Below are 23,670 nucleotides of genomic sequence, written 5' to 3'. Positions count from 1 at the left end.
CCCTTCCATTTTTATTTTAACCTACATGAAAAAATTACTTTTAGTTTCTATTTTATCCTTAAGTTTTGGAAGTCTTTTGGCTCAAAACGGTACGTATTGGCAGCAGCATGTCGATTACAAAATGGATGTGTCTATGGATGTAAAAACATACCAATACAAAGGAAAACAGGAATTGGTTTACACCAATAATTCTCCTGATACTTTGAGAAAAGTATATTATCACCTATTTAATAATGCCTTTCAGCCCGGAAGCGAAATGGATGCTAGAATCCAAAGCATCAAAGATCCAGACGGCAGAATGGTCACCAAAGTAAAAGTTGGTGATAAAGAAGTCAAAGAAAGCCGCATTAAAAATTTGAAACCAAATGAAATTGGTTACTTACGAATTTCTAATTTCAAGCAAGACGGAGCAGTTGCTAGTGCAAAAGAGATTGGGACTATCCTTGAAGTGACTTTGGCTAAGCCAATTCTACCAAATTCAAAAACTACATTCACATTAGATTTTGATGGTCAGGTTCCCATTCAGATTCGTCGTTCCGGTAGAAATAATGCCGAAGGCGTAGAATTATCAATGGCGCAATGGTATCCAAAACTGGCTGAATTTGATTTTGAAGGTTGGCATGCTGATCCTTATATCGCCAGAGAGTTTCATGGCGTTTGGGGAAATTTTGACGTAAACATTACTATTGATAAAGATTATGTTTTAGGAGGTACCGGTTATTTGCAAAATAAAAACGAAATTGGTCACGGTTATCAAGACCAAGGTGTTGTTGTGTCTGTTCCAAAGAAAACAAAAACTTTGACTTGGCATTTTAATGCGCCAATGGTTCATGATTTTACTTGGGCTGCTGATAAGAATTACATTCATGATGTAGTAAAAGCACCTAATGGTGTCGATTTACATTTCTTGTATAAAAACAATCCAAAATACATTCAAAACTGGAAAAACCTGCAACCAAAAACGGTTCAGTTGATGGAAATTTACAACAAAACGGTTGGAGATTATCCGTATAAACAATATTCTGTGATTCAAGGTGGCGATGGTGGAATGGAATATGCCATGTGTACGTTGATTTTGGGTCAAGGTACGTTTGATGGGTTGCTAGGAGTAACCGCACATGAAATGGCACATTCTTGGTTCCAGCATATTTTGGCTTCCAATGAATCAAAACACGGATGGATGGATGAAGGATTTACCTCATTTCTGGAAGATTTTGGACTTAATGAAATTGCCGATAAAAAAGTAGAAAACCCATTTGCAGCAGCTTATAAAGGGTATTTTGCAATGGTAAATTCAGGAAAAGAATTGCCACAGGGAACTCATGCGGATCGTTTTGATGAAAACAGAGTCTACAGCGTTACTTCCTACAGTAAAGGTGAAATTTTCTTAGCACAATTGATATACTTAATAGGTAAAGAAAATTTATTTAAAACGTTGAAAAAATATTACAGCGATTTCAAATTCAAACATCCTACGCCAAATGATATCAAAAGATCTGCCGAAAGAGTTTCTGGAGCAAATCTGGATTGGTATTTAGTGGATTGGACTGAAACTACCAATACTATTGATTATGGGATCAAAGAAGTAAAGGAAAATGCGGATAAAACAACCGTTACTCTAGAAAGAATTGGAAGAATGCCAATGCCGATAGATTTGACAGTGGAATATACGGACGGAACAACAGAAAGTTTCTACATCCCGTTGCGCATGATGAGTTTTGAAAAAGAAAATCCAAATCCTGCAGTAAAAAGAACGGTTTTGAATGATTGGGCTTGGGCGTACCCAACCTTTGAATTCAACATTGCGAAATCAAAAGCTTCCATCAAGAAAATAACGATTGATCCAAGTGGATTAATGGCCGATTTAAAAATGGAAAATAACACTTATGAGATAAAGTAATTCTATCGAAACCCCATAAAAAAAGTCTAGTTCTTGAACTAGACTTTTTTTGGCTTTATTTTTAAGGAAACTATTTCAAATGTTATGGCATATCTGTAGTCATACTTTCTAAATTGAATTCATGTTTCCATCCCCAGTCCTTTCTTGCTTCAGCGTCATCAATACTCGCCGGCCAACTGTCGGCTATTTTTATTTTTTAAATATCACTAAAAGTGGGTATTGTAACTTGTAAAACATTACTTATTTTTATGAAATAGTAACTAATTAAAAAAAATATGAAAACAAACAAACAAACAAACAAACAAACAAACAAACAAACAAACAAACAAACAAACAAATGAAATAAGGCGGAAAATCGTTTTCTTTTTTATGAGTTTTACCCTTTGTTTTATGCAGTCTTGTAGTACAGAAGAGGCGTTGTTACAAAATGAATCAAATATTCAAACCGTGTCGAGAGAGCAGGCGATTCAGTTTTTACAACAAAATCCTCTAAAAGTTAATGGTAACAAAACATCCAAAACGACTACTTTGTCTAATTATGATGCGATAACACTAGAAAAAATAACAAATAGCGATCAGCTGTTAACTGTAATTCCTTTACCAGATAGTGATAAACAACAAAATAGTAGAGTACTGTTGCTTACAGTAAACGACACATTAAAAAGTGTTGTTTTTACAATGTATCCTGATGTTGCTCAAAGCACAAATGAGTTCTCAGGTCGAGTACTGATTACTAGCATAAACGGTGACTTTTTTAAGGGATTTAGAATGAAAAATGGATACATTATCTCTAAATTTATAAAAAAGCCATCTACTAGTACAACAAATAAAATAGAAAGCAAATCCACAACAGCATACGCTACGGAGCCAATAGAGCTGCAAGAAGTAATAATTCCTGCAAGAAAACCAGTTCAAAGTCTGACCGTGGCTTACCTTTACGTGTATTCTTGGGAGTTAGATTCCAGCAGTAGTTCTCTTCTTAATTGGGGTTTTGGCGGAGGCGGAGGGGGTAGTGGAGCAGAACCTGTGGTTGCCGAAGAGGAGGATTTTGAAGACAAAATCGATGATAGTGAATTAAACCCTTGTTTGACCCAAGTTCTGCTTGATCTCAAGAATCTTAAGGAAGGTAAAATTGCATCAATTATTAAAACATTTTCTGGTGAAGAACCATGTTATAATTGGACTATTAAAAGTGATAATTCAAAATTTCTTTCCACAACTGGCTCTACATCATCTGTATACGATACTGCAAGCAAGTCGGCAATTTCAACATTCCATCCTCTTTCCTTTCCAAATGCGACGGATTTATCCTGGGCAAGAACTATCATGCATGAGGGAATACATGCTTATCTTGTATCATTTTTCGCAAATGATATAACGAAAGCAAATATAGATTTTGCGGATTTAGTTGTTGAATTTGCTAAAACACAAGATTTAAATTTGGCGCATCATGAAGAATTTGTTCGTAAGTTCAGTTCGAATATTTCTATATCATTGCAAGAATATGGTATTTCTAAAGGATATAATTTGACAAAGCAATTTTACGATGATATGTCTTGGGCTGGGCTGTATAAAACAGCAGCATTTGAAAAACTTGATAATGCAACAAAAGAAAGGATAATCAATGTTATCGCTTATGAAGCAATTGGAAAAGATTTTAACGGCGATAGTATAATTCAAAATGGAACAAAAATAATTTGTAATGAACAAACTAATTAAAATAAATAAGTATATTCTTGTATTATTATGTACAATTATTTTTAGCTGCGATGTTAAAAAGAAGCTCCCAACTTACAATGATTCTTTTTACACAATTGCATTGCATAAAAGACACACAAAATCAAATAATAATGTTACGATTAATGTAAAGGCATTAAACGGTAAACCTTTAAGTAATTTGACTTATTGGATTAAAAGAGATTGTGAAAATATCCGTGTAGATAATGCAAGCACTTATAGTCTAAAAGTCGATTATGAATTGTTAAGAATGGAGGTGACAGGTTTTGGCTACAGAACAATTGAAATTAAGCCACTAAAACTTAACCCAAATGATTCAGTTGTTTTTGATTTCTATATGGTGCAAGATGATAGGCCATTGTTAGAATGCATTACAAAAGCTGTAAAAAATTAGATGATTATTTTCAAAAAATAATGTATTGAATTTAAATGATTTCAAATTTTACCATTACAAAAAATGCCGCAAAACCTAAATTTTGTGGCATTTTTTATATTTAATAGATCTATTTCAAATGTTCTAGCATATCAACCGTCATGCTTTCCAAATCAAATTCATGTTTCCAGTTCCAGTCTTTTCTGGCTTCAGCGTCATCAATACTCGCTGGCCAGCTGTCGGCTATTTTTTGACGGAAATCCGGTTTGTATGTAATGGTAAATTCAGGAATGTGTTTCTTGATTTCGGCAGCAATCTCTGTTGGCGTAAAGCTCATTGCAGCTAGATTATACGAAGAATGAATTTTTATTTGGTCTACCGGCGCTTGCATAATTTGGATGGTCGCAGCAATGGCATCATCCATATACATCATCGGCATTTTAGTTTCTGAAGATAAAAAGCATTCGTATGTTTTATCCGAAAGTGCTTTGTGAAAAATATCTACTGCATAATCCGTAGTTCCGCCACCAGGAGGCGATGACCAGCTGATTAAACCCGGATAACGGATGCTTCTTACATCCACACCAAAAATATTATGGTAGTATTCGCACCATCTTTCGCCTGCTTGTTTGCTGATTCCGTACACCGTTGAAGGTTCCATAATGGTATATTGTGGCGTATTTTCTTTAGGAGTTGTTGGTCCAAAAACCGCAATACTCGAAGGCCAGAATATTTTTTTTATTTTTCCGGCTTTCGCCAAATTCAAAACGTGAAACAACGAATTCATATTTAAGTCCCAAGCAAATGCCGGGTTTTTCTCGGCTGTAGCCGATAATAATGCCGCCATCAAATACACTTCGTCAATTTGGTGTAATTCTACCAAATGTTCAATTTGATTGAAATCTAAAGCGTTCACCACTTCAAATGGACCGGAATTGACAACATCAATATTTAACTTTCGGATATCCGAAGCAATTACGTTTTCTGTTCCGTGTAGTTGCCGCAGCTTTTGGGTAAGCTCCGTTCCAATTTGTCCGCAAGCTCCAATAATCAATATTTTAGTACTCATTTTTGTCTGTTTTGAAAAACAAAGATAACGTTTTCGCAAATAACATAATTTTGATTAAAAACAATGTGAATTTCTTAAAATAGTATTTAAAAAGGAGTTCTATTTCTTAATTTATGACTTTTTAAACACAAAAACTGCTTCAAGAATATTAGATTGTTATTCCTATGCGGTAATTCGTAATTGTAAATTTACTTTGTAACTTTGTAGCTTAATTAATGGAAATTTTTAAAGGAGCATAACTCGTTCTAATTTATAAAATTAAGAGCGTATGTGAATTACATTCAGCCATTAAAAAAACGATAAATAGCCACACATGAAATATAAAATAGCAGTTTTCTTTTCTCTGGTTTTTCTTTTGTTGTCCTGTAAAAATGACAATCAAAAACGTATTGCCGAAAATAAAAAAGAGATGCAAAAAAGAGAAGTCATTTTCAAAAACATAGAGAAAGGTTGGGTTTTTTATGACACACCTGTAACGGAAGCTTCTGAAAAAAGCATTGCATCCTGGAATGAATGGCGCATTTTTTTGGCTGAACTAGCCTTGAAACCTAAAAAAACCATTGGTGCTTTTCAGCAAAAATCGAAAGCACTTTCTAAAAAAGTAATGGCTTTGAACACCAATATTCCGTATGAATACAATAAACCTCAAATAAAAAGTAGGATTTCGACTTTAATCACTAAAGTACGTTTGTTGGATTTATTCATTCATTTGGATAATATTCCGGATAAAAAAGTGACATTATTAGTATCAGAAATCAACTTGGAATTGGTTTCGTTACAAAGACAAATGGACAAAATTGTGGAGAAAAGTAGAATTCCGCTTGAAGAAGGGGAATCTGATTTATTGAAAATGATGGACACCACAAGAGCCATTCCTAATACACCAGTTATCGACCCAAATCTGCCACGCGTTGAGTAAAACAGCCTTATACAATACCTACGATAATTCGCCAAAAACCCAGCAAATTGTTGCTCGTTTATTGGAAAACAACCAAGTCAAAATGCAACTGTCGGGACTTTTGGGTTCTGCACTTTCGTTTGTAATTCGATCTGTTTTCAAGAAAGCCGAACTTCCTTTTTTAATTGTTTTAAACAATAAAGAAGAAGCGGCGTATTATTTGAATGATTTGGAACAAATGATTGGGGAGCAAGATGTACTTTTTTATCCCGGTTCATTTCGTCGCCCTTACGAAATCGAAGATACCGATAATGCCAATGTTTTGCTTCGCGCCGAAGTGTTAAACCGAATCAATTCCCGTAAAAAACCGGCCGTTATTGTCACCTATCCCGAAGCCTTATTCGAGAAAGTGGTTACCCGAAAAGAATTGGATAAAAACACGTTGAAAGTTGCTGTTAGTGACAAGATTTCCATCGATTTTATCAACGAAGTTTTATTCGAATATGAATTTAAAAGAGTTGATTTCATTACAGAACCCGGAGAATTTTCGGTTCGTGGAGGAATCGTTGATGTGTTTTCATTTTCGAATGATAATCCGTACCGAATTGAGTTTTTTGGAGACGAAGTCGAAAGCATCCGTAGTTTTGATGTAGCGACTCAATTGTCGATTTTGCAACAGAAGAAAATCACAATAATTCCAAATGTGGAAAACAAAGTTTTTCAGGAAAACCGAGAAAGTTTCCTGGATTATATCTCGGAGAAAACGGTGATTTTTATCCAGAATACCGAAGATTTTTTATCGCAATTAGACAAACAATTTGGCAAAGCCGAAGAAGCTTTCGCAAAATTGTCGCAGGAAATAAAACGTTCGACGCCGGAACAATTGTTCTTGAATCAAACGGAGTTTATAAAAAGAGCGTTGGATTTCTCCATTGTGGAATTGAGTCCAAAAGCTATTTTTAGAACTAACAAAAAATTCGAATTTCACATTCAGCCGCAACCGTCGTTCAACAAACAATTTGATTTGTTGTTGAATAATCTGAATGAAAATCATTTCAATGGTTACAAAAATTATTTGTTTTGTTCCAATGATGCTCAAGCCAAACGATTTCATGATATTTTCGAAACCTTGGATGAGGCCAATTCGGAGAATATCAGAAAACAATATCATACCGTTGTTTTGCCTTTGTACCAAGGATTTATTGACGAAGAAAATCAAATAACTTGTTACACGGACCATCAAGTTTTTGAGCGCTATCATAAATTCAGCATCAAAAATGGTTATTCAAAAAAACAGAATATCACTTTAAAAGAACTCACAACTTTGTCAGTTGGTGATTATGTGACACACATCGATCACGGTATCGGACGGTTTGGAGGTTTGCAAAAAATACAAGTCGAAGGCAAAACACAAGAAGCGATCAAGCTCGTTTATGCCGATAATGATATTGTGTATGTGAGTATTCATTCGCTGCACAAAATTTCAAAATACAACGGAAAAGACGGAACGCCACCCAAAATTTACAAATTGGGTTCGAATGCCTGGAAGATTTTAAAACAAAAAACTAAGGCACGCGTCAAACATATTGCATTCAATTTGATTCAGTTGTATGCCAAAAGAAGATTGGAAAAAGGATTCCAGTTTGCACCCGACAGTTATTTACAAAATGAACTGGAAAGTTCGTTTATTTATGAAGATACGCCGGATCAAACCAAATCAACAGCAGAAGTCAAAGCCGATATGGAAAGCGATCGTCCAATGGATCGCTTGGTTTGTGGTGATGTAGGTTTTGGTAAAACCGAAGTTGCTATTCGTGCCGCTTTCAAGGCGGTAGACAACAGTAAGCAAGTGGCCATTTTGGTTCCTACAACTATTTTGGCGTACCAACATTACCGCACTTTTACGGAACGATTGAAAGACATGCCGGTTTCTGTTGGGTATTTAAACCGTTTCAGAACGGCCAAACAAAAAGCAGAAACGCTAAAACAATTAGCCGAAGGAAAACTAGATATTGTTATTGGAACACACCAATTGGTCAACAAAAATGTAGTTTTCAAAGACCTTGGATTGTTGATTGTGGATGAGGAACAAAAATTTGGTGTCAACGTAAAAGACAAACTCAAAACCATTGCGGCGAATGTCGATACTTTGACATTGACAGCAACGCCAATCCCACGAACCTTGCAGTTTTCGTTGATGGCAGCGCGCGATTTATCAGTAATTACAACGCCTCCGCCTAACAGATATCCTATTGAAACGAATGTAGTTGGTTTTAGTGAAGAGTTGATTCGGGATGCGATTTCGTATGAAATTCAGCGAAATGGACAGGTTTTCTTTATTAATAATCGAATCGAAAATATCAAGGAAGTAGCCGGAATGATTCAGCGTTTGGTGCCAAATGCCAGAGTTGGAATTGGTCATGGCCAAATGGACGGAAAAAAGCTCGAAGAATTAATGTTGGCTTTCATGAACGGAGAATTTGATGTTTTGGTGGCAACCACAATTATCGAAAGCGGTTTAGACGTTCCTAATGCGAATACGATTTTTATCAACAATGCGAATAACTTTGGATTGTCTGATTTGCATCAAATGCGGGGTCGAGTAGGGCGTAGCAACAAGAAAGCGTTTTGCTATTTTATTTGTCCGCCGTATTCTGCCATGACCGATGATGCCAGAAAACGAATTCAGGCTTTGGAACAATTCAGTGAATTGGGAAGTGGTTTTAATATTGCGATGAAAGATTTGGAGATTCGTGGTGCCGGAGATTTATTGGGAGGCGAACAAAGTGGTTTCATCAACGAAATTGGTTTTGATACGTACCAAAAAATCATGAACGAAGCCATCGATGAATTAAAAGAAAATGAATTCAAGGATTTGTATCCGGAAGAAAATAATTTGGAAACCAAAGAATACGTAAAAGACCTGCAAATTGATACCGACTTTGAGTTATTATTTTCAGATGAATACATCAATAACGTTTCGGAACGATTGAGTTTGTACAATGAATTAGGTGCTGTAAAAAATGAAGAAGAACTCATCATTTTCCAAAATAAATTGATTGACCGCTTTGGTCCAATGCCACCACGAGCCAATGCTTTGATGAATAGCATTCGTATCAAATGGATTGCGACTCGCATTGGAATCGAGAAATTAGTGATGAAACAAGGCAAGATGATTGGTTATTTTGTGTCTGATCAACAATCAGATTATTATCAATCGAATCGTTTTCATCAGGTACTACAATTTGTGCAAACGCATAGTTCTATTTGTAAAATGAAAGAAAAACAAACACCAGCAGGATTACGACTTTTGTTGACTTTTGACAATGTGAAAAATACCAGAACTGCTTTGGAATTGATGGAGATGTTGGGAAAATAGAAAATAAATATTCAATTTGATAGTGATTGAGATTAAACGGGAAGAGTTATTTTTAAATTTGGCTTGCATTGAACAAATTAAATTGGAATAAATATGCTTACAGACATTAATCCCAAATTGCCGATGTGTAACAAAGCGATTACGCGAGATTACTATTTGAACGAATTGGGTTTTGAGGAATATGGTAGTGCTGATTTTGAGGGCTATCTTATGGTGCAAAAAGACAGTATTCAAATTCATTTTTTTGAATTTAAAGAACTTGATCCAAAAGAAAATTATGGACAAGTTTATATCAGAACGGACGATATTGACAAATTGTACCAATCGTTATTGGACAAAAAAATAAGCATCCATCCAAATGGACCTTTAGAGATCAAACCTTGGGGGCAAAAAGAATTTTCGGTACTTGATCCAGACAATAATCTGCTGACTTTCGGGCAGAGTATATAATGAATTATTTTGGCGAAAGCGTTTAACCTTTTAAAGATTCTAAGCTTTGGTTTTAATTTGTATATTTGATTTTTACAAATTCATTCCCAATGAAATTAAAATCAATAGACGAGTTTTACCAGGAAATCTCTGGAGACTCGGGTACGGAACCGAATACATTATTACCTAAAGGTATCCAAAAAGAAATTGGTCATTTCAATGTTTTTAATATCAAAGAACTTTATGAAAGACTAAAGGACAAGTCTTTTATGCCTTATGACAGGAGAGCGTATTATAAAATAAGCTTGATACGAGGAAAAAACAGAGCGGAATACGCAGATAAAGTAATTGACATTGAAAAGAATGCTCTTTTATTTGCTACGCCAAAAATCCCCTATCATTATGTGCCGCAAGACACGCAGCAATCGGGAAATTTTTGTGTTTTTACGAGCGAGTTTTTAACAAAAGATAAAAGCGGAATTGTACTTGACGAACTTCCTATTTTTAAATCAGATGGCTATCCTGTTTTTGAGCTTTCTGATGAAGAAGCAATAGAAATTGATTTGATATTCAAAAAGATACACAAAGAAATCAATTCTGATTATGTGTATAAATACGATTTGATTCGGAATTATGTGGCGGAGTTAATACACTTTGGACAGAAACTACAACCCGTAACTGCTTTATATTCAAAACACAATTCGGCAGCCAGAGTTTCTTCCTTATTTGTGGAATTACTCGAAAGACAATTCCCGATAGAGTCGCCTCGACAACGGTTGGAATTGAAATCTGCCAAAGATTTTGCTACTCGATTGTCCATTCATGTCAACCATTTGAATAAAGTTTTAAAAGAGAATACTGGTAAAACGACTACTGAATTAATCAGTGACCGATTAATACATGAAGCCAAGATTCTTTTAAAAGAAACCGATTGGAATATTTCGGAAATTGCGTATTCACTCGGTTTTGAAGAGTTGGCACATTTTTCTAATTTTTTCAAAAAACAAACAACGTTGACACCTATCGCTTTTCGAGTATAAAGAGATTGATTTGAATTTCGCAAACTCTGGATTGATATTTACAATTGGCAAGCTTTACATCTGAATTAATTTTGTGGTATTAATTTAAAACAATAATAAACATGGAAATCAAGAACAATAAAATAGCATTAGTTACTGGAGGAAGCCGTGGATTAGGAAAAGATATGGCTTTTAATCTTGCCAAAAAAGGGCTTGATGTAATCCTAACGTACAACAGCAAAAAAGCAGAAGCGGATGATGTTGTTGCCGAAATCGAAAAACTGGGACAAAAAGCAGTAGCCATTCAATTGAATGTTGCAGATGTGAGTAGTTTTGATTTGTTTTTTCAAAATGTAGCGAGCGCTTTAAAAAGTACTTTTGGTGCCGAAAAAATTGATTTTTTAATCAATAATGCGGGTGTTGGTCTTCACGAAAGTTTTGCGACAACAAGTACAGCTCAATTTGATGATATGGTTAATATTCAATTCAAAGGGCCTTTTTTTCTGACTCAAAAAGCTTTGGAAGTACTGAATGATGGTGGTGGAATTGTAAATATTTCGTCAGGATTGACCCGTTTTTCATTTCCGGGATATTCAACTTATGCAAGTATGAAAGGAGCAATGGAAACCTTGACGAAATATCAGGCAAAGGAATTGGGCGAAAGAAAAATCAGAGTCAATATTGTGGCTCCGGGTGCAATAGAAACTGATTTTGGTGGCGGTGCCGTTCGTGATAACGAACAACTAAATCAATTGATTGCTTCATTAACAGCTTTAGGACGTGTAGGTTTGCCGGATGACATTGGAAGCGTTGTAGCCTTTTTGTGTACAGACGATGCTAAATGGGTGAATGGACAACGCTTAGAAGTTTCGGGAGGAACGAATTTGTAATTTTAAACTGCTGTTTAGAAATACAATAACAGAATATTATTTTATAAAAAAGCTTCCAGTCCTAGTAGGATGGAAGCTTTAAAATTATAGAATGTGAGATTTCTAATTCTTCAAATCCTTAATAACTTTGAAAGCTACATCCACTTGTTCTTCGCTCACTAAAATCGTGAACTCATTAGAAGTCGAAATTACTTCATTGATGATGATTCCTTCCCAAGCTAAACGTTGAAAAATGAAATAGTAAATCCCTGGAACGATAATGTTTTCTTTAGGTAATTTTACCGTAATCGAAGCCAGATTGTCTAGTTTTTGAATCAATTTTTCATTGGCAAAATGCTTGTCAACTAAGTGATTGATGCTATTGCTTACCACGATATTAGTTTCATTCACACCTCTGGAAGAAGTGTAAAAAATATCTGGAAAAGCATTGATGTCAGTAATTAAGTCGGCTTGCTTGTTCAAAACGGTTTCTGATGCAGCATAAGTATAATCAGTCAAAGCAGAACGAACGGTGATTTCCCCAATATTCTTGATGACTTTGTTAATTTTATGGTTTAACCTGAAGTCTAATTCTTCCGTTAATCTTTTTAAAGCCATTACAACAGCGCCTTGTTTTACTTCTTTGCCAAATTCACTTTCTAATTCGGTCATTATATTTCTGGATAATGACGTTAAATTGATAATTCCAAGTGATAAAGCATTCAACAAGAAAGGCTTTGTTTTGATGTAATTTTCTACAATAGAAGAAACAGTTTTCATAATTTCTAAGTTTTTTTAGTTAGTTAGATTTGTAAGTTTAGTTAGTTGTGTGTTAAAAACATGGCAAATGTAAATAAAAAAACAATTTGTTACAAATATAACATTCAAAAAATTACTTAAAAATGAAAAAAAGCATCTATAAGGTACTCAATTACAAAAGATTTACCTTCTTTATGGATGGCAATTATGTCAAAACGGACTTCAACATCTAAATTTCTTTCGTTTACAAAAGCGTCTACGGCCTTTACAAGTAGCTGAATTTTTTTTGTTTTTACAAAATCCTGAGGCAAACCAAATTCCAAAGAGGAACGTGTTTTGACTTCAACAACGGCGAGTGTATTTTCTTTTTGGGCGAGAATGTCTATTTCGGCTTTTTGAAAGGTCCAGTTGGTTTCTAAAATAGTATAGCCGTCTTTCCTAAGAAATTCAACTGCCATTTCTTCTCCAAGTTTTCCGAGCTCGTTGTGTTCCGCCATTGAAAAATTTTGTTTTTAAGTTTAAGGTTTCAAGTTTTTAAACTTCTGCAATCAAAAATCAAATTGCCATTATTCAAAAACCAGCGTACTGCATTTTTCATTGACATTAATAGTGACATTATTCCCTAAAATTAAAGCTCTATTGTCTTGAATATGACCGGCTGGAAAATTATACAAGATAGGAATATTGTATTTTTTGGTAACATCCTCGATAATTTCAATGGCATTTTTCCCCCATGGAATATCATTATCCTTCATTTTTGTCATCGAACCCACAACAATTCCTTTGATGCTTTCGAGACAACCGTTTCGTTTTAAATTCATCATCATACGGTCAATGTGATACAAATATTCGTCTAAATCTTCTATGAACAAGATTTTATCAGCGCAGTCAATCGCTGATGGTGAGCCAAACAAACTGTATAGAATCGATAAATTTCCGCCCACTAATTCTCCGGTAGCTTTTCCGGGTCTGTTCATCAGGAAAGGATCTATTTCGTACGACAATTTTTCACCAAATAACGCAATTCGCAGTGTTTCTATGGCTTGAGGAGTTGCTCTAGGAGCGGTTATTGGCATGATTCCGTGAATGGATTTGTAACCCATAGTATTCAAATGATTGTGTAAAACGGTGACATCGCTAAACCCAACAATCCATTTTGGATTTTTTTTGAACAAAGTAAAATCCAATAAATCAATCATTCGTACGGTTCCATATCCACCTTTTACACACCAAATTGCTTTTATATTTGGATTGTCCAGTTGTTGCTGAAAATCGGCAGCGCGTTGTTCGTCAGTTCCAGCCAATTGATCGTTGTCTAAACCTATGGTGCTGCCAATAACAACTTCCAGTCCCCAACTGTGCAACAAATCGATGGCGGGTTTCAAGTTGTCATCTATATTTTTTCTGGCTGTTGCCAAAACTGCTACGGTATCTCCTTTTTGTAAACTTGGTGGTGTAATCATTTTGTATTGGGCTTGACTGTTGAAAGATTGTAAAACAAAAATAAGGAATAGAAATTTATATAAAACAGAATGGTGTAGTGTAAAAGTAAATCGGTTTGCATTCATGTTTTATTGTTTTTCTAAAATAATTGGAATCATGGAGTCTTAAAAGACAAAAACAAAGATAGACAATTAGAAAATAATTTTAAGTTCACGACCAAATGACTATTTTTACAATAAACAGATTCAAAAAAGAATCTAATCAACGACTGGAAATAAATGATGCCTATGAGAATTACGTACTGGATTCCTGTTCTTTTTTTATTTTTTCCAATAGTAAAATCTACTGCACAACAGAAAAAATACGTCATTCATACCGTCGCATTTTATAATTTCGAGAACCTTTTTGACACCATAAATGATCCTGCCACTTTTGATGAAGAATGGACGCCAACCGGTTTGCAACGCTGGACATTTGATAAGTACGAAAAGAAACTGGGGAATTTAGCCCGCGTTTTATCTGAAATAGGTTCTGCTGAAAATACTGATTCGCCCACATTTATTGGCGGTTGCGAAATTGAGAACAGAAGCGTTTTGGAAGATTTAGTCAAGCAACCCAAATTAATCGAGAAAGACTACGGCATCATCCATTTTGATTCGCCCGACAAAAGAGGAATTGATGTGGCGCTGTTGTATCAAAAAAAGAAATTTCAGCCCACGAGTTACAGCAATATCCCGTTATACATTTATAAAGAAAGCGGAAATACGAATGAAAGTTCCAAAGCCAGTTTTGAAGAAAAAACAGATGATGAATTGCAAATAAGCACCAAAAATTATCGGGTTTATACACGAGATCAATTGTTGGTAACCGGATTTTTGGACGGCGAAGAAATCAATATTATTGTCAATCATTGGCCATCTCGTTCTGGCGGAGAGAAAAAATCAAGTCCGTTTCGGGAAGCCGCCGGAGCATTAAACCGAAAAATAATAGACTCTTTGCAACGCATAAATCCAAATGCAAAAGTGATTACTTTGGGCGATTTAAATGACGGCCCGTATAATAAAAGTGTCAAAATTGGGCTTGGTGCCAAAGCCAAAAAGGCAGAAGTACTTCCTTTTGGGATTTACAATCCATTCGAAGAAATGGCCAAGAAAGGATTTGGAACCATCGCATTTCGGGATGCATGGGATGTTTTTGACCAAATAATGGTTTCCGAAACTTTACTGCAATCAGATTATTCGAGCTTTCGATATTGGAAAGCCGGAATTTATAATAAGTCATTTTTGATACAAACCAGCGGACAATATAAAGGGTATCCGTTGCGACATTCTAACACCGAAATAGGGTTTAGCGACCATTTTCCGGTGTATATTTATTTGATTAAGGAAAAAAAATAACGATTTATTATTTCATAACTTTACATTTAAAATAAAAATCATGGCAATTGCAAAACCTTTCAACCTCAATAAATGGATTAATGAAAACCGTCATCTCCTAAAACCACCCGTTGGTAATAGAAACTTGTACAGGGAATCCGGTGATTATATCGTTATGATTGTTGCGGGTCCAAACGCCCGAAAAGACTACCATTACAACGAAACCGAAGAGTTATTTTACCAACTTGAAGGCACCATCAAAGTGATTATTCAAGAAGATGGTTTGCGCAAAGAAATGGAATTGCGTGCCGGTGATATGTACCTTAATCCTGCTAAAATTCCGCATTCTCCGGTACGTTCCGAAGGTTCTATAGGACTTGTCATCGAACGAAAAAGAGCTGGAAAAGGATATACGGATGGGTTATTGTGGTTTTGTGATACCTGCAATCACAAGCTACATGAGGTTTATTTTGAACTGCATAATATCGAGAATGATTTCTTGCCTCATTTTGAACATTTTTACAATTCAGAAAAGTTGAGAACCTGCGAAAAATGTGGCAGTGTAATGGAAACAGATCCAAGATTTGTTGCCAAGAAATAGTTTAATGCTGAATTTATTTCAGTTTTAGGAGCTATTTACTTCGTCAGTTCGCTTCGCTTGTGCCCCGCTATTCGTTCTATCTTTTGTGGTCTCGTAAAAAAACGAGACTACAAAAGGATGCCACTACTATTGCGGCTAAAAAGCGTAAAATAAAAGTAGCAATGTTTAGTTTTTCACCTTAAATCAATATATTTGTAAAATAATATAACAATTTTTAATAAAAAAGTTACAATGATAACAATAGCAGATCAATTCGGAATCAAAGAAGCCCTTAAGCAATTAGGGATTGAGGAGATAAATGAAGGAACATCAACTGGAGCAGCTAATTTTGCCAACGGAAAAATCATCGAAAGTTATTCGCCAGCAGATGGGGCTTTAATTGGAAAAGTAAAAACGTCTTCTAAAGAAGATTATGAAAAAGCGATGCAAAAAGCTTCGGAAGCGTTTTTAGAATGGCGTATGGTTCCAGCTCCTAAAAGAGGTGATATCGTTCGTCAGATGGGAGATGAATTAAGAAAATTCAAAGAGCCTCTTGGAAAACTAGTTTCTTATGAAATGGGAAAAAGTCTTCAAGAAGGATATGGTGAAGTTCAGGAAATGATTGATATCTGTGATTTTGCGGTAGGATTATCCCGTCAATTGTACGGATTAACCATGCATTCTGAAAGACCTTTGCACAGAATGTATGAGCAATACCATCCAATAGGAACGGTTGGAATCATTTCGGCGTTTAACTTTCCGGTAGCAGTTTGGAGTTGGAACGCAATGATTGCTTGGGTTTGTGGTGATGTTGCGATTTGGAAACCAAGTTCAAAAGTACCTTTGTGTGGAGTGGCTTGTCAAAATATTATCAAAACAGTTTTAAAAAGAAATAATGTTCCTGAAGGTGTTAGTTGTTTGGTAACTGGAAACGAATCAGGAGATTTAATCAATAATGACAAAAGAATTTCATTGGTTTCTTTTACAGGATCAACTAGAATAGGACGTCACGTATCAAAAACCGTTGCAGAACGTTTTGGAAATACCATCCTTGAATTAGGAGGAAACAATGCAATTATCGTTTCGGAACATGCGGATATCAGTATGGTATTGGTTGGAGCCGTTTTTGGAGCGGTAGGAACAGCAGGACAACGTTGTACATCAACCAGACGTTTAATCATTCACGAAAGTGTGTATGACAAAACCATCAGCGTATTGAAAAACGCGTACGGTCAATTGCAAATAGGAAATCCATTAGATGAGAATAATCACGTTGGGCCACTTATCGATAAAGGAGCTGTTAAGGATTATTTGGATGCGATTGAAAGCGCCAAAAAAGAAGGCGGAAAAATCATCGTTGAAGGCGGATTGGTTGAAGGCGAAGGATATGAAAGTGGTTGTTATGTAAGACCATGTATCATTGAAGCTGAGAATCACTTTGACATTGTTCAAACAGAAACTTTTGCTCCTATTTTATATGTAATGAAGTACAGCACAATTGAAGAAGCTATTGCGTTGCAAAACGGAGTTCCACAAGGACTTTCATCTTCTATTTTCACAAACAGCATGAGAGAAATGGAATTATTCCTTTCTCAATCTGGTTCTGATTGTGGAATTGCCAATGTAAATATTGGTACTTCAGGAGCAGAAATTGGTGGTGCTTTTGGTGGTGAAAAAGAAACCGGTGGTGGACGTGAATCTGGTTCTGATGCTTGGAAAGCTTACATGAGAAGACAAACTAATACGATCAATTACGGAACTCAATTGCCATTGGCACAAGGAATCAAATTTGATTTGTAACAACAAAATAAAACAAACTAAAAAAGGCAATTTGAACATTCAAATTGCCTTTTTTTATTAAAATTGCTTCGTAAACGTTGCAAATAATCTTTTTACAGATTGAAAGAAGCGCCAATATTAAACGTAAACTGGTTGTTTAATTTATCAAAACCTACGGCATCCGTTTTATAAGTTGCGATTGGAATTCCAGCTTCGGAGAAAATACCAAAACCTTCCGTAAAGAAATAACGGAATCCTAAATGCGCACCAAAATTTCGTAAACCTAAATCCAATCCTGGGTAAATATCCATTTTTGGATCAAATTGAAAAACATTTCCCAAGTTTGCATTGAATCGTCCTTTAATATCTACTCTGTCTCCAAAATCAGGTTTGTTACCTAAATCATCATTAGAAACGGATAACAAATAAGAAGTGACAAATCCGAATGACATGTTTTCTCCAACTCCAAAATCAGAAGAAACACGAATTCCTGATCCGCCGTTTTGAAAGTTACCTCCAACATCAAATTTAACATCTCCTTTTCCTTTGAAAGCCTGCGCATTGATCAAGCCAACTGTCAATAGCAAAACTAATGTAGTAATCTTTTTCATACTTTTAATTTTTAAATGGGTGCAAAAGTAGCGCAATAAAACCTAATTTCTTCCTTTTTCGTCAAAATACAATTGATTCAAGGGTTCGCTTTGCCAGAATTCCTTGGTGTCAACATCCATAATGGTTAATGGACCTTTGAAGGCAGCGCCAGTATCCACATTCCAAATATTTGCTTTTTGAACTGGGATTGTTTCGCCAATTCGGGTGACAGGTGTATGACCAATATAAATTTCGTAGTATAAAGTAAATCGTTTTGGGTAGAAAATATCATCCGTTTTTATAGTCTTGTCCAATGCCAAAGCCGTTTCCCACAAGGTTCTATCCCAATAGAAAAGCCCTGGAAAATATTCAAAATCGACACCATTCATATTAGTAAAACCAGCATGAACAAACAGACGACGTTGCTCGTCCAGATGAAAATTTTCTAATGATTTCAAGAATTCAATATGTTTCTGCTTGGTTTCTGCATTAACGGATTCGTAGGCCAAAACAGTCGCTTCACCACCATGCTTATACCACAACAGATTGTCTTTACTTTCGTCAAGCCATTCCAGTAATAAATCATCATGATTCCCGCGAATGCAAACACAGTTTTGTTTGGTTTTTAAATCAATTATAAAATCGAGTACCTGAGGGGATTGGCTCCAGCCATCAACATAATCTCCCAGAAAAATCAGAGTGTCGTTTTTAGTAACGCTGGCTCTTTCCATAATTTGGTGCAATGCTCGTAAACCACCGTGGATATCGCCTATAACAAGTGTTCTCATGTACTGAATGTTCTTTATTAGTGTAAAAACAGCCAAAAAACAATGCTGTTTCCAAGTCATAAAATTAAGTAAAAGAGTGATGAAGTATGCTACTTTAACTTATTTTTTTAAATAAATTAAAAGGAACGGTATTTTAAAGATTGTAATTTTCATGAAAAACAGAATAGGAATTTCTTTAGAATGCTGGTTTAATCAGGGAATAAAATATCACTGTTTTAGGTGATGTTTTTTTTATTTTTTAAGATTAACTTTACAAAAAATAAACCGCTATAAAATGAGTGCACTTCTTGCGTTATCGTTACTTTTGGCTAAAATGATCTGTCAGGTTTTAAAAGAATTGTTGGCTTTGATTTAGAATAATAAATCAATACTGTCATTTTAAAAACCATTTTTCAATCAGATAAATGTTCCAAATTCACATGAAAACATACCTGCAAATACTGTTTTGTTTCTTTTTGCTAAGTTGTTCATCTTATAAAAATGATACAAATACTAAACTCAATAACCAAGAATTTGAGGTCAAATCAGATAGTGACAGTTGGTTGGACAGTTCCAGAAACAGGTTGATTCCGGTTGCGTTTTATTCCCCAATTGTAAAGGATAAAATTTCAAATCAACAATTGGTAATTGTGAGTCACGGTTATGGAGAAAATAAACCGGGTGCAAATAAATCGTATTCCTATCTAACGAAAAAATTAGCGTCCAAAGGTTATTTTGTAGTGAGTATCCAGCATGAATTAGCAACCGATGATTTATTGCCTTTGACAGGAATTCCTCAAGTGGTGCGACGGTCAAATTGGGAAAGAGGAGCAGAGAATATCCTGTTTGTTCTTAATGAACTGAAAAGGATAAAACCAGAATTAGATTTCAAACATGTAAACCTAGTTGGACATTCCAATGGAGGTGATATGACGGTTTTATTTGCTCATAAATACCCAAATTTAGCCAATAAAATAATTTCATTGGACAACCGCAGAATGTCATTACCCAGAACTTCTCAGCCTAAAATTTACTCGCTTCGTTCCAGCGACCAGCCTGCTGATGAGGGAGTTTTACCTACTGTTGAAGAGCAGAAAAAGTTCGGAATTAAAATTATTAAACTCCCCAATACCATTCATAATGACATGAATGACAGAGGAAATAAAAGGCAGAAAAAAGAAATTAATGCTTATATATTGGGCTTTCTTGCCGAGTAAAATCTATAAAATAATTGTAGTTACTGTACATCATATTTCATCTTTCTCAAAATCCGTAACGCTTCTTTAAACGATAAATACACTTGGTTGAAAGGTTTTATCAGTGTTTTTGCATCTATCAGTTTTTGTTTGGCTTCTTCAAAACCGTTGAGGTAACAAATCATAAATGTTGAGGGCAAGTTTTCTAAATCTTTGTGTTCCCGCTCAGATAATGAAAGTCCTTTTTGGAGTTTGTTCAGCAAAGTAATATTGGCATTATAAATATGAAATAACATTTTTTTGTTGAATTCCGGAGGCTGAAAAAGCATCTCCCTTTCTATTTTATAATAGCCATTATCATGAAAATGAATCGTTTGTTTTTCTAAAGGATAATAGCTTGTTTTGTCGTTTAAACCCAAAGGAACGTATTCAATAATAGTGAAAGTATCTTCATTATAAACAATTTCGACCACATCCTGAGCCGAATAAAACAGCTTGATTTGTTCATTGATCAGTTCAATATCCACACGTGATAAATAGGTTTTGTCCCGCGATTTTTTTGCAATTCCTGCCCAGCAAATCACAAATAATTCTTTGAATACTTTATACTTTGGCGCCATATCCTTGTGGCGAAAATTCATAAAATCAATCACGCCATCTAGTGTGTATTCGATGCTGTTTCGAGAGTTGTTTTCGATGCCAATTACGGTTTCCGTATTCTGGTAATTCTTTTCAATTTCGCCTTCAATAGGCATCGTGTTACTGCCTCGCCGTATAAAAATACTGTTGGTAGGAATCGTGTGAATTCCTTTTTTGAAATGGGAAGTTTTGCTTTTTGGCTTGACCGTAACCAGCCCGATAACTTTATCTTTCGGCAAGTTTGGGAAAGGCACGTTTTCGTACTGAATTTTCGGAGGATTTTCCAGATAGGCATTCACTAAATTCTGAATCCTACTATCGTCAAAAAAGTCATCGCCCACGATAGTATTGTCTTGATCTTCAACACCCACAACGATATAGGAATTGTTCGTGGGATTTGAATTGGACAGCGCGCAAATGTGTTTTAAAAACTTTGCTTTTCCTTCCCGTGTATGCAAATTCAACTGGCGCTTTTTATCATAAAAACTACTCTCATCATTGTGAGCGAGCAGGTTTTTAATAAGAATACGTTTGTTGATCATTGGTATTGTTTGTTATTTATTTCTATTTTTTATTGTTGTTAAGACATATTTATTAACCATATTTTGATCCTTTTCTATCAGAACTTTTTAAAAAATTCATGAATTTTGAAATTTGGTCGATTATAATTTGAGATTTTAAAGTTAACTCTAAATAGTTTTCGTCGTTGATATGTTTTCTATCGAAGGACCTTTGTAATTGTGCTTTTGTTTCACAACATGAACCTCTTGAATAACTCAAAAAAGTAATAAATTCTTTATTTCCTCCCGGCCAAAACCCTCAGCAATATTATCCATAACTGACCTAGAAGAACCATTGATTTGATCCCTTAATTTATAATCTTGACCAAGAGTTGTGTTTTGAATTAAATGCCAAACGTGATTACTTTGTTCTCTAGCTAATTGATAGATTCCCATTTCCTCAAAAGAATTGTAATTCGCCATATTTAAAGGGTTTATAAATAATAATAGAAATAAAAAATTAACAATAATCAATCTCTTTTTAAAATTGTAGCAGCGGCTTGGGCTGTTGGCAATACTATTAAATCGGCAATATTTACATGATACGGTCTGGAAACTACAAAGTGAATAATATCAGCGATATCTTCTGGATGTAATGGCTCAAAACCTTTATAAACATTGGCCGCTCTGTCTGTATCGCCTTTAAAACGCACTTCGCTAAATTCGGTTTCTACTGCACCGGGATGAATGGCTCCCACCCTAATTCCATAAGGATTTAAGTCCATGCGCATGGCTTGGTTCAAGGCGTCAACCGCATGTTTGGAGGCGCAATAAACGTTTCCGTTTGGATATACTTCTTTTCCGGCAATGGAACCAATGTTGATAATATGACCTGATTTTCGTTCAATCATTTGCGGGATTATGGCTTTCGAAACATATAAAAGCCCTTTTACATTGATGTCAATCATGGCATCCCAATCATCTAAGTCTCCGTTTTGAATAGGATCTAAACCATGGGCATTTCCGGCATTATTAATCAAAATATCAATTTTAGAAAAAGCTTCTGGTAGGGAGTTAATACTTTCAAAAACCGCTTTTTTATCCCGAACATCAAACGACAAAGTATGTACTTCTGTAAGTGCTGAAAGCTCTTTTTCAAGAGCAATTAAACGATCTTCACGGCGTCCGCAAAGAATAATTTTATAGTTATTTTTAGCTAATATTTGTGCTGTTGCTTTACCAATTCCGCTGGTTGCTCCAGTCACTAAGGCTGTTTTAGTCATGAGTTTTTTTCTGTTTTTAGATTCTAAAGTTGCTGAAATAAACACTAATTCTAGGCTACATTATTCCCCATACTTGCTGACCAAATGGCAAACCAATCTTCTTTGTCTAATTCTAATTCGACTGCTTTCATCAACGATTGGATTCGGGCCACGTTTACTGTTCCTGCAATAGGAATTACTTGTGCGGGATGTTTTAAAATCCAGGAAAGCAAAATCGTATCAGAACCCAAATGGTATTTTGAAACTAAGGTTGCCAGTAATTTTTTCAAACGTCTGGTTTGTGGAATGTCTTCTCTAAAAACGGATCCCAGCGGATTCCAAGACATAGGGCGAATGTTGTTCGCTTGCATATAATCAAAACTTCCATCCACCATAGGCTCAAAATTAGTGGCCGAAAACTGCACTTGATTGTACAAAATTTCTGTTTTTTGACGGATCAATTCAGTTTGTGAAGCCGTGAAATTAGAAAGACCAAAATCAATGATTTTACCATCTGATTTTAGTTTCAAAACTGCTTCGGCAATTTCATCCGCTTGCATTAACGGGCTGGGTCTGTGGAGTAAAAGAACATCCAGATAATCAGTGTGTAGATTTTTTAAGGAGTTTTCAACGGACCAGATAATATAATCTTTGGAATATTCATAATGTTTGATTGTGTTGATGCGGTTTTCCGTCACCATTTGGATGCCACATTTGGATATTAATTGTATTTTTCCTCGGGCAATTTTACTAGAAGCAAAGGCTTTTCCAAAATCAGATTCGGTGGTGTAATCACCATATATATCGGCATGATCGAAAGTGGTAATTTTGTTTTCCAAACATACATTAATCATGTTTTCCATTTCTTTGGTATTGAGATTTTTATCCCATATTCCCCAATTCATGACACCCGCTACAATAGGCGATAATTTTGTTTTATTCATGGTTTTTATTTTTTATTGAAATTCATTAATCTGCTATTTCAAGGTATATTTTTCAAAGTTCTTAAAAATATAAAAATTGTATCATAATTCGTCCTTAAAATTAGGGCTTTTGTCGAAGTTTTAACCATTTTTTAACATCTTACTTCTAAAAAAAAATTCAA

Annotated in this window: 21 protein-coding genes and 2 pseudogenes; 12 read left to right on the top strand and 11 right to left on the bottom strand. The window is 35.2% G+C overall.

Features of this window, described 5'->3' with window-relative positions; all coding sequences use genetic code 11:
• Positions 1 to 25 precede the first annotated feature (25 nt).
• Positions 26 to 1,900 carry a M1 family metallopeptidase gene (locus QLS65_RS03930; protein WP_121343061.1) on the top strand — a complete coding sequence of 625 codons (1,875 nt, stop codon included), beginning with the start codon at positions 26 to 28 and terminating at the stop codon, positions 1,898 to 1,900.
• Positions 1,901 to 1,982: 82 nt separating this feature from the next.
• Here the strand turns inward: QLS65_RS03930 and QLS65_RS16180 are convergent.
• A pseudogene (locus tag QLS65_RS16180) lies at positions 1,983 to 2,090 on the bottom strand (NAD-dependent epimerase); the annotation flags it as partial.
• Between the two features lie 200 nt (positions 2,091 to 2,290).
• Between QLS65_RS16180 and QLS65_RS03920 the strand changes: the two are divergent.
• Complete coding sequence (locus tag QLS65_RS03920) at positions 2,291 to 3,619, top strand: hypothetical protein (protein ID WP_282715327.1); 1,329 nt, start codon at positions 2,291 to 2,293, stop codon at positions 3,617 to 3,619.
• Complete coding sequence (locus QLS65_RS03915; protein WP_282711117.1) at positions 3,603 to 4,031, top strand: hypothetical protein; 429 nt, start codon at positions 3,603 to 3,605, stop codon at positions 4,029 to 4,031. The genes QLS65_RS03920 and QLS65_RS03915 overlap by 17 nt, the downstream gene beginning before the upstream one ends.
• Before the next feature lie 109 nt (positions 4,032 to 4,140).
• On the opposite strand, the gene QLS65_RS03910 is transcribed toward QLS65_RS03915, so the two are convergent.
• The gene (locus QLS65_RS03910; protein WP_282715325.1) at positions 4,141 to 5,079 is read right to left on the bottom strand and encodes an L-threonine 3-dehydrogenase; all 939 of its coding nucleotides are present in this window, start codon (positions 5,077 to 5,079) and stop codon (positions 4,141 to 4,143) included.
• Between the two features lie 313 nt (positions 5,080 to 5,392).
• On the opposite strand from QLS65_RS03910, the gene QLS65_RS03905 reads away from it, so the two are divergent.
• The 5 genes from QLS65_RS03905 to QLS65_RS03885 all read left to right on the top strand — a co-directional run bounded on the left by QLS65_RS03905 (position 5,393) and on the right by QLS65_RS03885 (position 11,694).
• On the top strand, positions 5,393 to 5,998 hold the full coding sequence (locus tag QLS65_RS03905) for a hypothetical protein (protein ID WP_099714063.1): 606 nt from the start codon (positions 5,393 to 5,395) through the stop codon (positions 5,996 to 5,998).
• Complete coding sequence (gene mfd, locus QLS65_RS03900; RefSeq protein ID WP_282711115.1) at positions 5,991 to 9,356, top strand: transcription-repair coupling factor; 3,366 nt, start codon at positions 5,991 to 5,993, stop codon at positions 9,354 to 9,356. The genes QLS65_RS03905 and mfd overlap by 8 nt, the downstream gene beginning before the upstream one ends.
• Before the next feature lie 93 nt (positions 9,357 to 9,449).
• Positions 9,450 to 9,806: a bleomycin resistance protein gene (locus tag QLS65_RS03895; protein WP_282711114.1), complete on the top strand. Its 357-nt coding sequence runs from the start codon at positions 9,450 to 9,452 to the stop codon at positions 9,804 to 9,806.
• An 89-nt stretch (positions 9,807 to 9,895) separates the two neighbouring features.
• Positions 9,896 to 10,825 carry a helix-turn-helix domain-containing protein gene (locus QLS65_RS03890; RefSeq protein ID WP_121343056.1) on the top strand — a complete coding sequence of 310 codons (930 nt, stop codon included), beginning with the start codon at positions 9,896 to 9,898 and terminating at the stop codon, positions 10,823 to 10,825.
• Between the two features lie 101 nt (positions 10,826 to 10,926).
• Positions 10,927 to 11,694: an SDR family NAD(P)-dependent oxidoreductase gene (locus tag QLS65_RS03885; RefSeq protein WP_282715322.1), complete on the top strand. Its 768-nt coding sequence runs from the start codon at positions 10,927 to 10,929 to the stop codon at positions 11,692 to 11,694.
• A 102-nt stretch (positions 11,695 to 11,796) separates the two neighbouring features.
• Here the strand turns inward: QLS65_RS03885 and QLS65_RS03880 are convergent, their stop codons facing one another.
• The 3 genes from QLS65_RS03880 to QLS65_RS03870 form a co-directional block, all read right to left on the bottom strand.
• Positions 11,797 to 12,453: an aspartate kinase gene (locus QLS65_RS03880; RefSeq protein WP_282711101.1), complete on the bottom strand. Its 657-nt coding sequence runs from the start codon at positions 12,451 to 12,453 to the stop codon at positions 11,797 to 11,799.
• 116 nt (positions 12,454 to 12,569) lie between these two features.
• Positions 12,570 to 12,929 carry a YraN family protein gene (locus tag QLS65_RS03875; protein ID WP_282715320.1) on the bottom strand — a complete coding sequence of 120 codons (360 nt, stop codon included), beginning with the start codon at positions 12,927 to 12,929 and terminating at the stop codon, positions 12,570 to 12,572.
• Positions 12,930 to 12,998: 69 nt separating this feature from the next.
• Positions 12,999 to 13,895 carry a S66 peptidase family protein gene (locus tag QLS65_RS03870; RefSeq protein WP_282715759.1) on the bottom strand — a complete coding sequence of 299 codons (897 nt, stop codon included), beginning with the start codon at positions 13,893 to 13,895 and terminating at the stop codon, positions 12,999 to 13,001.
• Between the two features lie 267 nt (positions 13,896 to 14,162).
• On the opposite strand from QLS65_RS03870, the gene QLS65_RS03865 reads away from it, so the two are divergent.
• The 3 genes from QLS65_RS03865 (at position 14,163) to amaB (ending at position 17,631) form a co-directional block, all read left to right on the top strand.
• A complete protein-coding gene (locus tag QLS65_RS03865; protein WP_282715318.1) occupies positions 14,163 to 15,272 on the top strand; it encodes an endonuclease/exonuclease/phosphatase family protein in 1,110 nt (369 codons plus the stop codon).
• Between the two features lie 40 nt (positions 15,273 to 15,312).
• The gene (locus tag QLS65_RS03860) at positions 15,313 to 15,852 is read left to right on the top strand and encodes a 3-hydroxyanthranilate 3,4-dioxygenase (protein WP_282715316.1); all 540 of its coding nucleotides are present in this window, start codon (positions 15,313 to 15,315) and stop codon (positions 15,850 to 15,852) included.
• Positions 15,853 to 16,083: 231 nt separating this feature from the next.
• Positions 16,084 to 17,631: an L-piperidine-6-carboxylate dehydrogenase gene (gene amaB / locus QLS65_RS03855; protein ID WP_282715315.1), complete on the top strand. Its 1,548-nt coding sequence runs from the start codon at positions 16,084 to 16,086 to the stop codon at positions 17,629 to 17,631.
• A gap of 92 nt (positions 17,632 to 17,723) precedes the next feature.
• Here amaB and QLS65_RS03850 read toward each other — a convergent pair whose 3' ends face one another.
• Both QLS65_RS03850 and QLS65_RS03845 read right to left on the bottom strand, forming a co-directional pair.
• Entirely contained in the window at positions 17,724 to 18,221 is a 498-nt protein-coding gene (locus QLS65_RS03850) for a DUF6646 family protein (RefSeq protein WP_099714072.1), read from the bottom strand.
• Between the two features lie 42 nt (positions 18,222 to 18,263).
• The gene (locus QLS65_RS03845; RefSeq protein WP_282715314.1) at positions 18,264 to 18,989 is read right to left on the bottom strand and encodes a metallophosphoesterase family protein; all 726 of its coding nucleotides are present in this window, start codon (positions 18,987 to 18,989) and stop codon (positions 18,264 to 18,266) included.
• 419 nt (positions 18,990 to 19,408) lie between these two features.
• Here QLS65_RS03845 and QLS65_RS03840 point away from each other — a divergent pair, with 419 nt between their 5' ends.
• A complete protein-coding gene (locus QLS65_RS03840; protein WP_282715312.1) occupies positions 19,409 to 20,185 on the top strand; it encodes an alpha/beta hydrolase in 777 nt (258 codons plus the stop codon).
• 20 nt (positions 20,186 to 20,205) lie between these two features.
• On the opposite strand, the gene QLS65_RS03835 is transcribed toward QLS65_RS03840, so the two are convergent.
• The 4 genes and pseudogenes from QLS65_RS03835 to QLS65_RS03820 form a co-directional block, all read right to left on the bottom strand.
• Entirely contained in the window at positions 20,206 to 21,345 is a 1,140-nt protein-coding gene (locus QLS65_RS03835) for an ATP-binding protein (RefSeq protein WP_282715310.1), read from the bottom strand.
• 52 nt (positions 21,346 to 21,397) lie between these two features.
• Positions 21,398 to 21,759: pseudogene (locus tag QLS65_RS03830) on the bottom strand (four helix bundle protein).
• A 74-nt stretch (positions 21,760 to 21,833) separates the two neighbouring features.
• Positions 21,834 to 22,586, bottom strand: coding sequence for an SDR family NAD(P)-dependent oxidoreductase (locus QLS65_RS03825; RefSeq protein ID WP_282715308.1), 753 nt, complete (start codon positions 22,584 to 22,586; stop codon positions 21,834 to 21,836).
• 50 nt (positions 22,587 to 22,636) lie between these two features.
• Positions 22,637 to 23,509 (bottom strand): aldo/keto reductase, encoded by an 873-nt coding sequence (locus QLS65_RS03820; RefSeq protein WP_282715306.1) that lies wholly within the window; start codon positions 23,507 to 23,509, stop codon positions 22,637 to 22,639.
• Positions 23,510 to 23,670: the final 161 nt, after the last annotated feature.

The organism is Flavobacterium algoritolerans (assembly GCF_030010385.1).
Lineage (GTDB): Bacteria > Bacteroidota > Bacteroidia > Flavobacteriales > Flavobacteriaceae > Flavobacterium > Flavobacterium algoritolerans.
The sequence above is the reverse complement of the archived record's forward strand: the minus strand, read 5'-3'. Positions and strand labels throughout refer to the sequence as shown.

Excerpts from the sequence above, each read along its gene's own strand:
- QLS65_RS03930 (WP_121343061.1), top strand. The coding sequence starts at position 26 with ATGAAAAAATTACTTTTAGTTTCTATTTTATCCTTAAGTTTTGGAAGT.
- QLS65_RS03920 (WP_282715327.1), top strand. The coding sequence starts at position 2,291 with ATGCAGTCTTGTAGTACAGAAGAGGCGTTGTTACAAAATGAATCAAAT.
- QLS65_RS03915 (WP_282711117.1), top strand. The coding sequence starts at position 3,603 with ATGAACAAACTAATTAAAATAAATAAGTATATTCTTGTATTATTATGT.
- QLS65_RS03910 (WP_282715325.1), bottom strand. The coding sequence starts at position 5,079 with ATGAGTACTAAAATATTGATTATTGGAGCTTGCGGACAAATTGGAACG.
- QLS65_RS03905 (WP_099714063.1), top strand. The coding sequence starts at position 5,393 with ATGAAATATAAAATAGCAGTTTTCTTTTCTCTGGTTTTTCTTTTGTTG.
- QLS65_RS03895 (WP_282711114.1), top strand. The coding sequence starts at position 9,450 with ATGCTTACAGACATTAATCCCAAATTGCCGATGTGTAACAAAGCGATT.
- QLS65_RS03890 (WP_121343056.1), top strand. The coding sequence starts at position 9,896 with ATGAAATTAAAATCAATAGACGAGTTTTACCAGGAAATCTCTGGAGAC.
- QLS65_RS03885 (WP_282715322.1), top strand. The coding sequence starts at position 10,927 with ATGGAAATCAAGAACAATAAAATAGCATTAGTTACTGGAGGAAGCCGT.
- QLS65_RS03880 (WP_282711101.1), bottom strand. The coding sequence starts at position 12,453 with ATGAAAACTGTTTCTTCTATTGTAGAAAATTACATCAAAACAAAGCCT.
- QLS65_RS03875 (WP_282715320.1), bottom strand. The coding sequence starts at position 12,929 with ATGGCGGAACACAACGAGCTCGGAAAACTTGGAGAAGAAATGGCAGTT.
- QLS65_RS03870 (WP_282715759.1), bottom strand. The coding sequence starts at position 13,895 with ATGATTACACCACCAAGTTTACAAAAAGGAGATACCGTAGCAGTTTTG.
- QLS65_RS03865 (WP_282715318.1), top strand. The coding sequence starts at position 14,163 with ATGAGAATTACGTACTGGATTCCTGTTCTTTTTTTATTTTTTCCAATA.
- QLS65_RS03860 (WP_282715316.1), top strand. The coding sequence starts at position 15,313 with ATGGCAATTGCAAAACCTTTCAACCTCAATAAATGGATTAATGAAAAC.
- amaB (WP_282715315.1), top strand. The coding sequence starts at position 16,084 with ATGATAACAATAGCAGATCAATTCGGAATCAAAGAAGCCCTTAAGCAA.
- QLS65_RS03850 (WP_099714072.1), bottom strand. The coding sequence starts at position 18,221 with ATGAAAAAGATTACTACATTAGTTTTGCTATTGACAGTTGGCTTGATC.
- QLS65_RS03845 (WP_282715314.1), bottom strand. The coding sequence starts at position 18,989 with ATGAGAACACTTGTTATAGGCGATATCCACGGTGGTTTACGAGCATTG.
- QLS65_RS03840 (WP_282715312.1), top strand. The coding sequence starts at position 19,409 with ATGAAAACATACCTGCAAATACTGTTTTGTTTCTTTTTGCTAAGTTGT.
- QLS65_RS03835 (WP_282715310.1), bottom strand. The coding sequence starts at position 21,345 with ATGATCAACAAACGTATTCTTATTAAAAACCTGCTCGCTCACAATGAT.
- QLS65_RS03825 (WP_282715308.1), bottom strand. The coding sequence starts at position 22,586 with ATGACTAAAACAGCCTTAGTGACTGGAGCAACCAGCGGAATTGGTAAA.
- QLS65_RS03820 (WP_282715306.1), bottom strand. The coding sequence starts at position 23,509 with ATGAATAAAACAAAATTATCGCCTATTGTAGCGGGTGTCATGAATTGG.